The sequence below is a fragment of the Oceanobacillus profundus genome (assembly GCF_003515705.1).
Lineage (GTDB): Bacteria > Bacillota > Bacilli > Bacillales > Amphibacillaceae > Oceanobacillus > Oceanobacillus profundus.
Genome location: NZ_QWEH01000011.1, coordinates 124,419 through 141,883, shown reverse-complemented (window position 1 = coordinate 141,883; position 17,465 = coordinate 124,419). Strand labels below are relative to the sequence as shown.

Here is a 17,465-nt window from a genome sequence, read left to right as displayed (position 1 = left end):
CCTTTTGTATTTTGGTCAATAATTGAAGTCGTTAAATAACAGCTTATCTAGTTTGGTTATACTTACGAATTGAGAAAACGAAACTACTGTCAATTAATTGCTGCTAAACAATAACTTCATTTAGAATAGATGTAATCCAGTTTAAATATAGAATCCCCAAGGATACATTGTTTTACAAGAATCTAATATCGCTGAAACTGTTTTATTAGTATATGTTGCAGGGAAATATGAATGGGAGACAATTTTTTTAAAAAAAATATTATCACGTTGTGTAAAATAGTTGAATTGTAGATTGCTATATCCTATTCTAGCGCATTGCTGTTTAGATAGCTGTCGGATTATAAGTGCAAACATGTACAAGTTTTAGCGAATGCACGCTGATTTTGATAGATTTCGTATGGCCTGGAATTATAAATTGTAGGAAATTCGAGTTGAGTTAGAAATTTAGGTTGCTAATTGAATGGATAATCAAATGGCAAAACGAAAACGCTATAAACAAATTTAAAACTTACGAAGGGAAGGGTGCTATCATGCGAAAAGAGAATGGAAATGATGCTGGCTGGAATTTAGAGAATAGCTATTCTCGTTTACCAAATTTATTTTATACAAATCTAAATCCAACTCCTGTCCAGTTACCAGGATTAGTAATTTTTAATAAGAAGTTAGGCACTTCACTTGGACTAAACATCGAGGAGTTAATCAGTGAAACTGGTGTTGAACTGTTGGCTGGTAATCGAATTCCAAAAGGAGCTAATCCGCTTGCGCAAAGCTATGCGGGACATCAGTTTGGGCATTTTACCATGCTTGGAGATGGGAGAGCAATATTATTAGGAGAGCAGGTAACTCCTGATAAAGAACGTTTTGATATTCAGCTGAAGGGGGCGGGAAGGACCCCGTATTCTAGGGGCGGTGATGGCCGTGCTGCACTTGGACCGATGTTAAGAGAATATATCATTAGTGAGGCGATGCATGCACTTGGCATCCCTACTTCTCGTAGCTTGGCAGTTATAACCACTGGGGAATTTATTATGCGTGAAACTGAACTGCCTGGTGCGATTTTAACCCGTGTTGCTGACAGTCACCTTCGTGTCGGAACTTTTGAGTATGCTGCAAATTGGGGATCAACGGAGGAACTGCGCGCTTTAGCTGATTATGCATTAGAGCGACATTTCTCAGGTGGTGATTTTGGAGAGAATCGTTATCTATACCTGCTTCAGGAAGTAATAAGGCGTCAAGCTATTCTTGTAGCCAAATGGCAACTGGCAGGTTTTATTCATGGTGTAATGAACACCGACAATATGACGATCAGCGGTGAAACGATTGATTACGGTCCTTGTGCATTTATGGATACGTACCATCAGAAAACGGTTTTTAGCTCTATTGATATTAACGGGCGTTACGCTTATGGCAATCAGCCGCAAATAGCTGGCTGGAATCTCGCGCGATTTGCGGAAAGTTTGCTGCCATTACTGCATGAAGATGACGAACAAGCATTGGAGCTTGCACAGGAAGCTGTATCTGGTTTCTCGAATTTGTTTCGTTTTCACTGGATGAAGGGAATGCGAGCAAAATTGGGTATATTTAATGAAGAGCAAGAGGATGTAGCTCTTGTTGAAGACCTTCTTCGTATGATGCAGAAGCACCGAGCGGATTATACGAATACATTTTTGGCACTAACTTTTAATTGGCAGAAGAATTTTGAACTAGCTGATACTCCGGGATTTACGGAATGGTATCAGTCATGGCTGGAAAGATTAGATAGGCAGGAAGATTCAAAAGCTTCATCACATCAATTAATGCGGGATAGTAATCCTGCAGTAATCCCACGGAATCATCAAGTGGAAGCAGCGCTTTCTGCCGCAGTCGAAGAGGGAAATTATCATGTGTTGGAGAAGTTACTACATGTTCTAGCTGATCCTTACGCACATACGGACGAGCAATCTGAGTTTACAAGACCGCCTGTGAAAACTGAAACACCTTACCGAACCTACTGTGGTACCTGAATTTAAGTAAATGGGCCAAATATTTTTAATGAAGCATGCACACTTTCGAACTCCCTGCATATATTGATTTCGGTGTGATAAATTTATAGGAAAGGAAGAGGAACAATGGATAAAAGCTTAATCATGCAGTTGAAAAATGTGGACTCAGTTGATAGCGGATATAAAGTCATTGAAGTAAATTTATCTGACTCAACAGAAAGCCTATACGCAGTTTGTACGCCGATAAAAAAACAATAGGATAGGGTTTATTGTTAAAACCATCTCATTTGTACGTTACATACATGGGATGGTTTTTTATTGTTTTTACATTAAAAGAATATATGTGGCTGTATTTCACAGAATAGATGTCATGTGGTTTATGATACGAATAAACATTCAACAAAGTTTATCTTAAGGAAACTTTGTTGAATGGAGGAAATAAAAGAAGCCTCCTTATGTTTATTGTAGTATAATGATTACTGAAATTTGTAAGCCTTGGTTTCGTAAAGAAAGAAGGTAATTTTTAGTTTCAGTGAAATCATGAGGAGGTAAGTGTTACATGTCTGCGGGTAATGAAAAGGATGAAAGAACAGACAGCTATGTTGAAATAATTGGGGATACTGTTTATGGGAAACATTTAATAAGTACTATTGCAATAAGTATTACGCTAAGCTTAGCAGGCTTTTTTATTGGGAAAAGTATCTTTCCGAAGATTGCTCCAGAAGAAATGGTGCAATCTTATTCATTGCTGCTTGGAATTGCAGGAAGTTTGGTAGCTTTAGTGACGAATACGTTATTATTTAAGCCAAAACGGACATTGAATGAGATGCCAAGCACGAATGACGAATTGGCGGAGGTTTATAAAAAACTACAATTTGATATAGAAGAAGAACGAGAATCTATATTGAATGATCTTGTTACGACAAAAGAAATGAAGGAACAGGGAATCTACGATATGTTTATACAAGATGGGGAGGATAAGCGAAAATGAGTGTATTGGTAATCGCTATTCTCTTAGCAATCTTGGCCGGGGTAGTATTTACATTGCTTGGTTTGATTTCGGGTTCAGATGAAACGGCAATTCTAGTTCCAACTACATTAATTGTTGTCTTGCTAGGTGCACCACCTGAAGCGGTTTTCGCATTTTTTATGTCAGCTATTTTGGCCAAGCATTTAACACACGCTATCCCAACTGCTTTAATGGGAGTTCCAGGAGACACACTTGCAGCTCCGATGCTGGAGCATGCTAACTTTATGCGGAGAATTGGACTGCCGCACATCGCGCTCAGAAAAATGATTTCAGGTGGAATTATTGGTGCTTTTATTGCACTTCCTGTTTCACTTTTATTTGCGATGTTTTTAAGTCAGTTTGGAACATTCTTCCAAGAAAATGCAGGGATTATTTTTACAGGTGCTGCTGTATTAATAGGTTATTTTTCCAAAGGACGATGGGTGAGTATTTTACTTATCTTGCCTTTAGCTTTAGTTATTCAAGGGTTAAATTTAGTTAGTACATCGATTTTGGGGAGTAGTCTATCCATTAGCTTCTTTCTCGGTATCGCAATTGGACCGATGTTGACGGATATTCTTATTGCAACATCAAATAGTGCTCGCCCGATGATTCAGCGGACGAAACCAAATGAATACAAGCTTGCCCCTGAACAGAAATCATGGTCTGGGTACTTTCCAAATCCATTTAAGGTGTTGACGAAAAAGCAAACTGCTGCTGTTGGTGGCACTTCTTTTCTGTCATCGTTAACCTTTGCGCTCAGTCCTGTTGGAATGACAGCATTAATGGGGGAAATCGTTGGTTCTCGTGTCAAAGGACAATATAAGAAAACGACAACCAGCTTGTCTACGATGAATGGGGTAACAGAATCTACATACGTTGCAGAGACAATCATTCCATTAGTTGCATTTGGAATCCCGCTAAGTCCTGTCGCTATCGGTCCTGCGCAAGCCTTATTTAATGCACCGCCAATTTTCACCGCGGATCCAGTAAATAATTTACATTCGATGATGGATCCAATAGACTTTTTGATTTATGGATTGATTGGCTTAGTGATTGCATCAGTGATTGCTTATCCGTTTTCAATGAATTTTGCCCGTAAAGCTACTGTTTTTGTTTTAAAGCGAATTAATCAGGAAGCAATCATTGGGATGTTTATTGGAATCGTGTGTTTACTGGCGTTCTATGAAGGTGGATTGGTCGGAATTGTTGTTACGTTTGCGATGGCAATGGTTGGCGGAATGCTGAATCGTTTTCTTGGGGTCGGAGTTGGTGTTCAGTTCATGATTTTCTACGGATCTGCCTGGATTATTTCAACGGTGCTGGGATTGTAGAATAGTATTTTTTCAAAAAGATGCTATATTGGATAGTAGATTTTGAAAAAGGAGAATCAATATGACGAGAAAAGTATATGACGCAAAAGGCACGGAGCCTTCAGGGCCTTATTCACATGCGGTTGATGCAGGGGAATTTATTTATTTCTCCGGTCAGACTGCAAAAAATTCACCTACAGCTAAGGATATGACTGGTGATATCGCTGCGCAAACACAGCAGTGCTTTGAAAACTTATTTGAAGTAATGAAGGATGCAAGTCTTAATTCAGATGATGTCGTGAAAGTAAATGTCTATTTGACAGATATGAATAACTTCACAGAAATGAATGCTGTGTACGAAAAACAATTTGCAGCACCATATCCGGCTAGGACCTGTGTTGCGGTCTTGGCACTTCCACTCGGAGCTGAAGTGGAAATTGAAATGGTAGCAAAGCGATCTAAGTAATGAAAAAATCCAACAATGAATTTGGCAAATAAGAAGGTATAAAACCTTCCAACTTGCTTAAATGCAACAAAGACATTCGCCTAAAAGCTTGGCGAATGTCTTTGTTTTCTAAGATTGTTCTCATTTATAAGCACGCATCAATATTTCTAATGCTAAAAGCTGAATTTCACAGTTAATTGACTGATGTTTACAAATAAAAAGCTGAAGTTCTCACAGCTATATGCCTCTAACATATGGTCATGCTAATTAACATCCAAGTTTTCTTTCAAAAATTGAATGACTTGGTGAAATGCATCTTTTACATTTGGATCATTCATTTCTTTGTCAAACTGATGCTTTCCATTAGGAATGGTAATGAGTTTATTTGTAATACCAGCATCTTCTAGAGCTCTGCTCATATTAACGGATTCCTCGTGGGGAACATCGTCGTCTTTATCACCATGTAATAACAATGTTGCCGGATAATCGGAATGAATATTATCAATTGGGCAATACTTTGTCAGCTCAGCTTTGGTTTGATTTCTGCCGATAACGTAATCATTCCATACACCTTGCTGTCTACAGTATAAGTATATGCCATAACGTTTTTCAATTGGAGCCTCTGACAATATGCTTGGCTGAATGAGCATTTTTGGTAATGCCTCTGGCACTTTTGCCATTTTTGTAAAATAGGGACTTGGTTTTGTGTACCAGTCACCCGTAATATTTCCGTAACCGTAGAAGGATACAATTGCTTTTGGTTTTACTTCAAATATACCTGTAAGTAAGGCAAGATATCCTCCACCAGAGCTGCCGATTACACCAATTTTATCTGGGTCAAAGTTAAACGTGTTTACCCCTTCGTCTTTTAACCACCTGAGCGCATCTTGAATATCGCTAATGATATCTGGTAACTTTGATTCCGGAGCTAGGCGGTAGTCAATGGAACAAATGTTGAAGCCAGCATTGTTATAAAGATTAATTTGTTCTTCGGAAAGTTCATCACGGCTTCCCCAAATTAGCCCACCACCATGGATATAAACAAGCAAAGGTGCGTTTGATGCTTCCGTTGAGTAAAAGTCTCCTTTGATTGCACAATTTCCGACATTTTTGTATACAAATGTTGAACCCATCTTATGAATCACTCACTTTTTTATAAGTTGCAGCTCCTGCGATTTAGCAAAAGCCTTCATTAGTTTAACGATAATTTTACTGTTCGTCTAGTGAGAAGCAATGTATCCTATTAGTGTTTTTGTACACAATAGGAGTATACTATTATGGATCTTTACTCTTGTTAACTATATACAAAAGCCGAACTATATTTTATCAAAAGTAACTAATTACATTTCAAGGGTACTCGGCTATAATAATTGTTGGTAAGTGGTATATCTGATAGGTACCATGAGGTATTTACTAATTGCGCTGTTAGGAAAAGATATTAATAAAATTGCGTAATTGGTGATTTGGTGTGAACAAGAATAAGTTTTCAGTTTTTTTAATAAAGGAACATGGGATTTAAAAGTTTGCCAATATAATAATCCACTTACGATTTAATGCAAGACATACAGAGAATCATTTCAACTGAAATGGGTTTATAAAATGTTTTAAAAGACAAAGGTGTTTATGTCTAAATATAAACCATTTGAATTTTTGATTAGAACCAATATGATGTTGGAAAGGTACCTGATATCACTTGAAGGTGTTCAGAATGCGCCGACTCGTGAAAGCGTGCACAAGCCCTTTACACGCTCTGTATGGAATTAATATAAAGAAGACTTTTCATTTGCCTAAGGATAGAGAAGTGAAACGGCTTCGAAGATGTAACAATAAATATTGGTCTGGGAGTGAGAAACATGCTTCATACTGTGATTAAGAAGAACTTATATCAGGACTCCGTTAGCCTGATGTTATTAACGAATCACTTATCCGCTATGGATGGTGTTGAGCGAATTTCAGTTATGATGGGTACACCATCAAACAAAGATATTATGAAGGGGTCAGGTTTATACACTGACGAGCTAGAAGCTGCAAGCCCGAACGATCTTTGTGTTGTTGCTGAAACAGAAAATGTTGATCGTGTTATTGAGGAGTTAGAGGATTTCTTAAATAACCAATCTGCAGCATCTGAAGCAACTGCATATTCTACAGTTCGTACATGGGAAATGGCTGGAAACAAACTGCCGAATGCTGATTTAGCTCTTATTTCAATTGCAGGTGAACACGCTGCAGCTGAAGCGAATAAAGCCCTTGACCGTGATCTGAACGTTTTCCTGTTTAGTGATAACGTTAGTATCGAAGATGAATTACAACTAAAACAAAGAGCTGCGGAAAAAGGATTAATGGTAATGGGTCCTGACTGTGGTACAGGTATCCTCAACGGTGTGCCGATTGCTTTTGCAAACGTAATTGAAAAAGGAAATATTGGTGTTGTAGGTGCTTCAGGTACTGGTATTCAAGAAGTTACAACAATCATTGGAAGAAACGGCGGCGGTGTGTCACATGCTATCGGTACTGGTGGGCGTGACTTAGCATTAGAGATCGGCGCATTAACAACAATTCAAGGATTACGTGTGTTGGATGCAGATCCTGAAACAGATGTAATTGTTTATATTTCGAAGCCACCTGCACCAGAAGTGCGTGAAAAGGTTGTTGAAGTATTCAAGACTTTAAGCAAGCCTGTTGTTTCTATCTTTATGGGTGATAAGCCAAAAGAGCAACATGATAATGTACATTATGCATGGACTTTAGAAGATACAGCGCTAAAAGCTTTAGAATTAGCTCAAACAAGCAACACTTCTGCAGATAGTATCCTAGCAGATAACGAAGACTTGAAGAAAATCAAAGAAAACAAAGATCAACGCTTCATTAAAGGATACTATTGTGGTGGTACATTAGCACTTGAAGCAGCAATGATCCTTGAAGATGCATTCAATCTTGATCCAGATGCGGCACATCCTGAAGGAATGATGCTACAACATGGCGAGCATGAAGTGATTGACTTAGGTGATGACGCTTATACGCAAGGTCGCGCGCATCCAATGATCGACCCTACTTTCCGTGTGGAAAAGGTTAAAGAAGCTATTGCAAACCCTAAAACTGCAGTACTTTTATTAGATAACGTTATTGGATATGGAGCGCATGATGATATGGCTGGCGTATTCGCACCAGTTGTCGAAAAAGGTAAGAAAGAAGCTGCTGAACAAGGTAGAGCAATTATCGCAATTGCATCTGTAACAGGTACTGCACAAGATCCTCAAGTATACCAGGATCAAGTAGATAAATTAGAAGCTGCTGGTGTTATCGTTACAGAAAGCAATGCACAAGCAACAAAACTTGCTGCTGCAATTATTGATTCTCTTGAAGGAGAAGAGGCAGCAGAAACAAAAGCAGAAAAAACAGCAGTTGCAGATCTTACAAAAGCTTCTGAGCTGATTTCAGATAAACCAAGAGTAATCAACGTTGGTCTGACTGGATTCGCTGATACCGTTCAAGAAAATGGCGGTCAAGTGGTTCAATACCAATGGGCACCTATCGCAGGTGGAGATAAGCGTTTAGCTGCAATTTTAGACAAACTAAGCAAGTTATAAGATTAGGAGGATTATCATGCAATATAAAACAATTGATGAAGCAAATCAGGCGGTTATTCAACATATTACAGCATCAGAACCATTCTTACTTGATGTCGTTCCGGCAAAAAGTGTTATCTCTGAATTAAACGGAAAGGCTCTTTTACACTCAGGACCTCCAACAGTTTGGGGAAAAATGCCTCATCCAATGCAAGGTTCTTGTATCGGTGCAGCATTATTTGAAGGATGGGCTGCAACAGAAGAAGAAGCTCAAAAAATGCTTGAAAACGGTGAAGTTACATTTATTTCTGCTCACTCTGTGAGTGCTGTAGGACCAATGGGCGGAATCACTTCTGCAAATATGCCAGTTGTTGTTGTAGAAAACAAAGCAAGTGAAAAGCGTGCTTACTGTAACCTGAATGAAGGTATTGGTGCGGTATTGCGTTTCGGTGCGTATAACGAAGAAGTAATCAATCGCTTAAACTGGATGAAAGATGTATTAGGACCTGCTCTTTCTAAATCATTAAAACAAATCGATGGCGGAATGAACGTTAACGTACTTGTTGCAAAAGCTATTACAATGGGTGACGAATTCCACCAAAGAAATATTGCGGCATCTGCATTATTCTTAAGACAAATCGTTCCATACTTAATCACTTCTGGTATCTCAGAAAAAGAATTACAGGAAGTTACAAAATTCCTAGCAGATAATGACCAGTTCTTCTTGAACATTATGATGGCAACTGCTAAATCTGTAATGGATACTGCTGCTACAGAAACAGAAGGAAGTATCGTTACTGCACTTGCTCGTAATGGTGACCAGTTCGGAATCAAAGTTAGTGGACTAGGTGATCAATGGTTTACTGCACCAGTTAATACTCCAGATGGTTTGTATTTCAGTGGCTACAGCTCTGAAGATGCAACTCCGGATATGGGAGATAGTGCAATCACCGAAGCTTACGGTGTTGGTGGTATGGCAATGGTTGCTGCACCAGGTGTTGTTCGCTTCGTAGGTACTGGCGGATTCAACGATGCTGTTAACACAAGTGATGAAATGCGTGAAATCTGTATCGCTAACAACAATAACTTGCAAATCCCTACTTGGGATTTCCAAGGTGCTTGTTTAGGTATCGATATCCGTAAAGTAGTTGAAACTGGAATTACTCCAGTAATCAACACTGGTATTGCTCATAAAGTAGCAGGAAACGGACAAATTGGTGCTGGTACAGTACGTGTACCACTTGGATGTTTCGAAAAAGCTTTAGAAGCACTTGCTGAAAAATACGGCGTAGAAGTTTAATTTCTTATAAATAATATAAAATGGCAACAGGATAGATGTGTGGATGGATGGTATGTACTGTATGCAGGCATACCATCCTATCCTGCCATTAATGAACGATGCCGTTATGATTTTTAGTTGGAGGGTTTATAGATGAGTAAAACAATAGTTGCTGCAATAGGTGGGAATGCAATTTTACAAGCTGGTCAAGAAGGTACGTTTGAGAACCAGATGAACAATGTTCGTACAAGTGCTAAATTTTTAGCGAAATTAATTAAAGATGGCTATAAGCTAGTTATTACACATGGTAATGGTCCACAAGTTGGAAATATCCTTCGTCAAAATGAAGTAGCTGCAGATGTCGTTCCTCAACTTCCATTAGACGCATTAAGTGGTCAATCCCAAGGTTTTATCGGTTATATGATGGTTCAATGTTTAGTAAATGAATTCCAAGCACTAGGTATTGATGCACCAGTAACTAACTTGTTAACACGTGTTGAAGTTTCACGTGATGATGCGGATTTCCAAAATCCTTCTAAACCAATTGGTGCCTTCTATTCAGAAGAAGAATCAAAACAGCTTGCAGCTGAAAAAGGCTGGAAAATGGTAGAAGATTCAGGCCGTGGCTATCGCCGTGTTGTACCTTCTCCAGAACCACTTAAAATCCATGAAGCACAAACAATTAAAACACTTGCAGAAGCGGGTAATGTAGTTGTAGCTTGTGGCGGCGGTGGAATTCCGGTTGTAACAGTAGAAAACGGAACGGTTGAGGGTGTTGAAGCAGTAATCGATAAAGACCGCAGTGGCTTTAAACTTGCTCAAGAAATGGAAGCAGATGTTTTCATGATTTTAACAGATGTTGAAAATGTTTACGTTAATTATGGAACACCGGAACAAAAAGCATTAGGTCAAATCAAAGTAGACGAGATGGATGGCTATGTTGCTGAAGGTCAATTCAGTGCAGGAAGCATGGGACCTAAAGTTGAATCTGCATTACAATTTGCTAAAACTACTGGCACAGCTATCATCTGTTCATTAGAACAAGTTGATAAAGCAATCCGTGGTGAGAGTGGAACGATTATTTCTAAATAAGTAGGGAATAGGCATTTTATATGATTTCCAATGTATTAGAGTGTGTATTGATATGTATATTGAAATGAAATGCATATGAAAACCTTGAAGAATCAATTCATAAAGGAGCGATTTTTAAATGGGATATCCAACAGATCTTTTATCAAGCAGAGCAGTTATTGAACCAGGGAAATACGCGGTAATTCCTCCAGAAGGAAGAGTAAACAACGTAGTACCTGGATTTGAAAATTGCACCATGACTATTTTAGGATCACCTAAATTAGGTGCAACTTTTGTTGATTATATTTTAACTTTCCATGAAGGTGGTAAAAATACAGCAGGTTTCGGTGGACAAGATAACATTGAAACATTTGTATGTGTTTTAGATGGTAAAGTAAAAGCTAAAGCCGATGATGAAGAATTTATTCTTGAATCAGGTGGCTATTTATACTGTCCTCCATCTGTAACCATGTATTTGGAGAACTTACAAGACGGAGATTCTAAACTATTTCTTTACAAACAAAAACATAAACCTTTAGAAGGTAAGAAACCTTGGGTTGTTTCTGGAAACACAAATGATTTAGAAGAGATCGATTATGATGGCATGCACAATATGCGTCTTAAAGACTTACTTCCAACGGATATTGCATTTGATATGAACTTCCATATTCTAACATTTGATCCAGCTGGTAGCCATCCATTTATTGAAACACATGTACAACAGCATGGTGCATATTTATTATCTGGTGAAGGTGTATACAACTTGGATAATAAATGGCAAACAGTTAAAAAAGAAGATTACATTTACATGGCTCCATACTGCTTGCAAGCAACATACGCAGTAGGCAGAGAACCACTTGTTTACTTGTATTCTAAAGATTGTAATCGTGACGAAGAACTGTAAGAACGGAACACGATTTATAAGTTCAAAAGCATTACTGAAAAGGTAAAAGGCATTTTGCCTTTTACCTTTGCCTGTATATGTGCAACAATTTTTCGTGAAGGAAATTCCATAGGAAAGCTAAGGGGTGTATAAAGTGAGACTAACAAAACAGGAATTAACGGATTTAATTAAAAATAAAATTCACAAAGCAGGATTATCAGAAGAACATGCGGAACAAGTGGCAGATGTACTTGTATTTGCAGACGCAAAAGGTATCCATTCTCACGGTGCAATGCGTGTAGAATATTATGCAGAGCGAATTGCTAAAGGCGGAATTACTGCTAATCCAGACTTTAAAGTCGAAAAAACCGGACCGAGTTCAGCTATTTTCCATGGCGATAATGGAGCTGGACATGTTGCAGCAAAGTTTGCAATGGATGAAGCAATCAGCATTGCGAAAGAGAGTGGTGTTGCTGTCGTAGGTGTTAAGAAAATGGGACATAGTGGAGCATTATCTTATTTCACAGAGTATGCTGCAAAACAAGATCTTATCGCTCTTTCTGTATGTCAATCAGATCCAATGGTTGTACCATTTGGTGGAGCTGAAGCTTATTATGGTACAAACCCAATTGCATTCGCAGTTCCAGGAAAAGATGGTAAGTTAATTAGCTTTGATATGGCAACGACTGTACAAGCATGGGGTAAAATTCTGCATGCTCGTTCTAAAAATGAAAGCATTCCTGATACATGGGCAGTTGATGAAAATGGTGAGCCAACAACAGACCCACACAAGGTACGAGCGTTACTGCCGGTTGCCGGACCAAAAGGCTATGGCCTCATGATGATGGTAGATGTACTTTCAGGCGTGTTATTAGGTTTGCCATTCGGTAATAAAGTGTCTTCTATGTACCATGATTTAAGTGAAGGCAGAGATTTAGGGCAGTTACATATCGTGATTAATCCAGCGGTATTTACTGGCTTAGATTCATTTAAAGAAAATATTGCACAAACAATGAGTGATTTGAACGGGATTAAACCTGCTCCAGGATTTGACCAAGTATTCTATCCAGGACAAAACCTTGAATTCATTCAAAAGGAATACGAAGAAAAAGGTATTGAAATTGTCGATGATATCTATGAATATTTAGCTTCTGATGTTATTCACAACAATGCATATGATAATCAAGATCCATTTGCAGAATAAATAGGCTGCTGTTTCGATTCATACTAGTTTATAGCTGTACTATTTCATACGATTGGGTGAGTTTTCAGTAGGGAAAACTTACCTTACTCGATTTTATGAGATAAATTACCTGTGGAATAGTTTTTATTTCCTTACATGTGTGGTTCATTAAAAAGTTGTTCTATTTACAATAAATCATTAGGGGTGATATTTTGCGAGTAACGAGAGATGAATTGAAGAATCTAATAAAAAACAAGCTTAACAAAGCTGGTTTAACAGAAGAACATGCTGACGGTGTTGCTGATGTTTTAGTTCACGCGGATGCAAGAGGTGTTCATTCACATGGTGCGATGCGTGTTGAATATTACGCAGAGCGCATTGCCAAAGGTGGAATTAATACAAACCCTGATTTCAAGTTTGAAAAGACAGGGCCAACTACAGCTTTGTTTGATGGCGACAATGGGGCAGGGCATGTTGCAGCAAAATTGGCAATGGATGAAGCGATTGCAATGGCAAAAGAAAATGGAGTAGCTGTTGTAGGGGTAAGAAGAATAAGCCATAGTGGCGCTTTATCTTACTTTGTACAGCAAGCAGCTAAGGAAAACCTTATCGGAATTTCTGTCTGCCAATCAGATCCAATGGTAGTGCCTTTTGGGGGAGCAGAACCTTACTATGGTACAAACCCAATTGCTTTTGCTGCACCAGGTGAAGATGACATCATTACATTTGATATGGCAACAACAGTACAAGCATGGGGCAAGATATTGCATGCTCGTTCTAAAAATGAAAGCATTCCAGATACATGGGCAGTAGATAAAAACGGAGAAGCAACAACAGATCCATTTAGTGTCAACGCATTGCTGCCTATTGCAGGACCAAAAGGGTATGGTTTGATGATGATGGTCGATGTACTTTCTGGAATATTATTAGGTCTTCCTTTTGGAAACAAAGTATCATCCATGTACCATGATTTAAGTGAAGGAAGAAATCTAGGGCAATTACACATCGTAATTAACCCAGAATACTTTACAAATCTAGAAACATTTAAGCAAAATATTACGACAACCATGACTGATTTAAACAATATTAAACCAGCTCCAGGGTTTGAACAGGTGTCTTATCCTGGTCAACGAAGTGCACAACGAGAAGCTGCATATATGGAAAAAGGCATTGAAATTGTTGATGATATTTATGAATATCTTGAGTCTGACGTTGTTCATAATGATTCCTATGGAAACAAGGATCCATTTGCAAAGTAAAAGATAGATTTAAAAGTCACTGCATCTATCGAAATGATAGGGAATGCGTGACTTTTTCTTTATTTATAAGGGTTTTATCTATACCGTTTTCAAAACTATGCTGACGTATTTATGTTAATTAATAACAACTCGTTGTTTACTTTGAACAATTCAGGAATCAAGTTATACAACAATAGTTAACTATTTTGTTTACTCAATATAAAGACCTGAATAATCATCTGTTATATACTTAATTCAAGCGAATCAGGTGGACGTCTTCCATCTTATTAATATATGTGAAGATACAAAACATGAGGTTACATAACATATACCTTCAGCTTTATTTGTGAAACATCCTACTAATTTGCACTATTTCTCCTTTTACTAGGGGCGTAATTATTTTCGAGTAAAATGATTACAATAAGACCTATGCTTGGACAAGTAGTGTGGATTCGTTGTTGATCGTGAAAGGAGATTTTTTTTTGGAAAGCTTGAAACGAGACCAGCTTAAAGCAGCTGGTTTCAGTGATGATGTTCTACCGTCACAAGATAAGGATAGAACATGGAATACAGGAAATTTCTTTACTGTTTGGATGGGTAGTGTGCATAATATTCCAAACTATATTGCAATAGGTGGTCTTTTTGCTATTGGATTATCTGTTGGGCAGGTTTTTTCGGCAATTATGGTGGCAGCACTTATTATAGCAGCTGTGCTCGTATTTAATGGCCATGCTGGTTCAAAATATGGTTTACCATTTGCTATGTTGATTCGTTCATCATATGGAAATAAAGGAGCCCTATTTCCCGGTGTAATCAGGGGGGTTATCGCAGCAATTATGTGGTTTGGTTTTCAAACATTTGCAGGAAGCCAGGCACTATCCATACTAATAGGCAAGCTGTGGCCAGGCTTTTTAACACTAGGCGGAGACTGGAGTTTCTTCGGACTGACATTGCCAGCTCTTATCTCATTCCTTATTTTTTGGCTGTTTAATGTAGCATTAATTTATGGTGGAATGGATATCTTAGGGAAGTTTACAAATATTCTTTCCCCATTAATTTATATTGTATTTGGTGGAATGGCGATTTGGGCAATTAACTTGGCTGGTGGAATCGGACCGATTCTTTCCTATACAAACGCTGGATTTGAAGGAAATAGTATTATTGTCTTTTTAGCTGCTGTTACTGCAATAATTGCAGCTTGGGCTGCACCGATGGTTAGTGTATCTGACTTTACAAGATTAGCCAAAACACCTAAACATCAAGCAGTCGGTCAAACTTTAGGATTAGTTGTAACTTACCTGCTTTTTGCAGTTGCAAGTATTTCGATTATTGTTGGTTCAGAAATTGCATTTGGAACACCAATTTGGAATGTACTTGATGTGGTTGCTCGTTTTGATGGAACATTTGCTATTGCTATTTCTGTATTAACACTATGTTTAACAACTTTGTCTGTTAACGTAACCGGAAATATTGTTCCTGCAGGCTACCAAATTGCATCACTTTTTCCGAAGCTCTTTACCTTTAAATCAGCTGCAACATTAGCTGCAATCCTCGGAATTCTTATTATGCCGTGGAAGCTAATGGAAAATTCTACAAGTATTTTTACATTTTTAAACATTGTTGCTGGTTTATTAGCACCAATTACTGGGGTAATGCTTGCACACTACTTCATTGTTTCAAAGAAGAAGATTGATTTAAACGAGTTATACTCTAAAAATGGTAAGTATAATTATAAAAACGGGTATAATGTGAATGCGATTGTAGCTACGATTATCGGTGCTGTTCTGAGTTTGATTGGTCAGTTTGTACCGTTCTTTAAAGCCCTTTATGATATCTCGTGGTTTGTGGGAATTGTATCTGCTATTGTAATTTATATACTATTGGAGCTTTCTAAAAAAAAAGAGCAGTTTCAAGAGTTAAATAAAAAAGGCGCATAACTGTAATAAGTTGTTCAATTTGGTACGTCCATTTAATAAAGGAAGGCCTACCATATAAAAGCAGTAAAGATGTAGGCAACTATTTCTTTACTGCTAAAACAAATTTGTATCTAACCAATAGAATTGGTATTAGATAAAGGTTTAACTTCATGAAGCAAGTGAAACAGGAAAGGGGAATTATCAGATGACAACATTTGATCTCATTATTAGAAATGGAAAGATTGTAACGGCAGATTCAATTGTTTCAGGAGATATAGCAGTTAAAGAAGGGAAAATAGTTGAGGTTTCCGCTGATAAGGCTATCGAAGGAACTGCTGTAAAAGAAATCAATGCAGAAGGATTACATATCTTACCTGGCTTAATTGACTCACATGTACATTTTAATGAACCCGGAAGAACAGAGTGGGAAGGACTAGAAACAGGAAGTCGAAGCCTAGCTGCTGGAGGCGCAACATCATTCTTTGATATGCCATTAAACAGTACACCGCCTACTATTAACAAAGCAAACCTAGATTTGAAAAAAGAACGAGCTGAAGAGAAATCAATTGTCAATCCATACTACTGGGGTGGATTAGTTCCTGAAAACATCGCTGATTTAAAAGATCTTCATGAAAACGGTGTTATTGGATTCAAGGCGTTTATGTCACCAAGTGGAATTGCTGACTTTAATAATGTAGATGATGAATCCATTTTTAAAGGGATGAAAGAAATTGCATCACTTGGTTCTCTGCTAGCTGTTCACGCGGAAAGCACGGTAATATGTGACCAATTAGCAGCAGAAAAACAAGAGCAAGGAAAAACAACTGCCAGAGACTTTGTTGAATCAAGACCAATTATTTCAGAAATCGAAGCGGTTAGAAGAATTATTTCTTATGCAGAAGCAACTGGATGTAAGCTTCATATTGTGCATGCAAGCAGCCGTAAAGTTGTAGCAGTAATCAATGATGCGAAACAAAGAGGCGTTGATATTACAGTTGAAACATGTCCACATTATTTATCCTTAACTGTAAAAGACTTAGAAGAAAAAGGAGCAATAGCAAAATGTGCTCCACCACTTCGAGATGAGGATGAAGTAGAAGATCTATGGGCTTCAGTAGCAGCAGGAGAAATCAATGTCATTGCTTCTGACCATTCTCCAGCACCAGCATCCATGAAAACAATTACGGATAACTATTTTGAAGGATGGGGCGGAATCTCCGGAGCTCAATCTACGTTGAATATTATGCTAACAGAAGGTTATTTCAAACGTAACCTTCCATTAGAAAAAATTGTTGCATTAACATCAACAAACCCAGCAGAATTATTCGGATTAGAAACAAAAGGTACAATTGCTGCTGGTTTCGATGCGGATATAACACTTGTTGATCTTAATGAAGAGTTTGTACTGAAAGCAGAAGATTTAAAATATCGTCACAAGCATTCTCCATATGTTGGTAAAACATTTAAAGGAAATGTAAAAACAACAATCGTAAATGGAGAAGTTGTATTTACAAATGGAGAAATAGTAGAGAAATAAATCTTTAACAAGCATTAACTGGCTGTAATCTCTCACCTCTGAG

13 protein-coding genes are annotated in these 17,465 nt (G+C 38.0%); 12 read left to right on the top strand and 1 reads right to left on the bottom strand.

Features of this window, described 5'->3' with window-relative positions:
• The first annotated feature begins 530 nt into the window (after nt 1-530).
• The 4 genes from D1B32_RS15690 (at nt 531) to D1B32_RS15675 (ending at nt 4,770) form a co-directional block, all read left to right on the top strand.
• Nucleotides 531-2,003, top strand: a complete 1,473-nt coding sequence (locus D1B32_RS15690; RefSeq protein ID WP_118889840.1) for a protein adenylyltransferase SelO — start codon at nt 531-533, stop codon at nt 2,001-2,003.
• Between the two features lie 538 nt (nt 2,004-2,541).
• A complete protein-coding gene (locus D1B32_RS15685) occupies nt 2,542-2,973 on the top strand; it encodes a hypothetical protein (RefSeq protein WP_118889839.1) in 432 nt (143 codons plus the stop codon).
• A complete protein-coding gene (locus D1B32_RS15680) occupies nt 2,970-4,325 on the top strand; it encodes a tripartite tricarboxylate transporter permease (RefSeq protein WP_118889838.1) in 1,356 nt (451 codons plus the stop codon). Before D1B32_RS15685 ends, D1B32_RS15680 begins: the two co-directional genes overlap by 4 nt.
• Nucleotides 4,326-4,386: 61 nt before the next feature.
• Nucleotides 4,387-4,770 carry a RidA family protein gene (locus tag D1B32_RS15675; RefSeq protein WP_118889837.1) on the top strand — a complete coding sequence of 128 codons (384 nt, stop codon included), beginning with the start codon at nt 4,387-4,389 and terminating at the stop codon, nt 4,768-4,770.
• 242 nt (nt 4,771-5,012) lie between these two features.
• Here D1B32_RS15675 and D1B32_RS15670 read toward each other — a convergent pair whose 3' ends face one another.
• Complete coding sequence (locus tag D1B32_RS15670) at nt 5,013-5,882, bottom strand: alpha/beta hydrolase (RefSeq protein ID WP_095313208.1); 870 nt, start codon at nt 5,880-5,882, stop codon at nt 5,013-5,015.
• 720 nt (nt 5,883-6,602) lie between these two features.
• Between D1B32_RS15670 and fdrA the strand changes: the two genes are divergently transcribed.
• From fdrA to D1B32_RS15630, 8 genes are all read left to right on the top strand, one after another.
• On the top strand, nt 6,603-8,336 hold the full coding sequence (gene fdrA / locus D1B32_RS15665; protein ID WP_118889836.1) for an acyl-CoA synthetase FdrA: 1,734 nt from the start codon (nt 6,603-6,605) through the stop codon (nt 8,334-8,336).
• Nucleotides 8,337-8,352: 16 nt separating this feature from the next.
• Nucleotides 8,353-9,615: a YlbE family protein gene (locus D1B32_RS15660; protein ID WP_118889835.1), complete on the top strand. Its 1,263-nt coding sequence runs from the start codon at nt 8,353-8,355 to the stop codon at nt 9,613-9,615.
• A 132-nt stretch (nt 9,616-9,747) separates the two neighbouring features.
• Nucleotides 9,748-10,686 (top strand): carbamate kinase, encoded by a 939-nt coding sequence (gene arcC, locus D1B32_RS15655; RefSeq protein ID WP_118889834.1) that lies wholly within the window; start codon nt 9,748-9,750, stop codon nt 10,684-10,686.
• 118 nt (nt 10,687-10,804) lie between these two features.
• A complete protein-coding gene (gene allE / locus D1B32_RS15650) occupies nt 10,805-11,569 on the top strand; it encodes a (S)-ureidoglycine aminohydrolase (protein WP_118889833.1) in 765 nt (254 codons plus the stop codon).
• Between the two features lie 133 nt (nt 11,570-11,702).
• Nucleotides 11,703-12,752, top strand: coding sequence for an ureidoglycolate dehydrogenase (gene allD / locus D1B32_RS15645; protein WP_118889832.1), 1,050 nt, complete (start codon nt 11,703-11,705; stop codon nt 12,750-12,752).
• A gap of 191 nt (nt 12,753-12,943) precedes the next feature.
• Nucleotides 12,944-13,990 (top strand): ureidoglycolate dehydrogenase, encoded by a 1,047-nt coding sequence (gene allD / locus D1B32_RS15640; protein WP_118889831.1) that lies wholly within the window; start codon nt 12,944-12,946, stop codon nt 13,988-13,990.
• 461 nt (nt 13,991-14,451) lie between these two features.
• A complete protein-coding gene (allW, locus tag D1B32_RS15635) occupies nt 14,452-15,906 on the top strand; it encodes an allantoin permease (protein ID WP_118889830.1) in 1,455 nt (484 codons plus the stop codon).
• A gap of 184 nt (nt 15,907-16,090) precedes the next feature.
• A complete protein-coding gene (locus D1B32_RS15630; RefSeq protein WP_118889829.1) occupies nt 16,091-17,422 on the top strand; it encodes an allantoinase in 1,332 nt (443 codons plus the stop codon).
• The last annotated feature ends 43 nt before the right edge of the window (nt 17,423-17,465 follow it).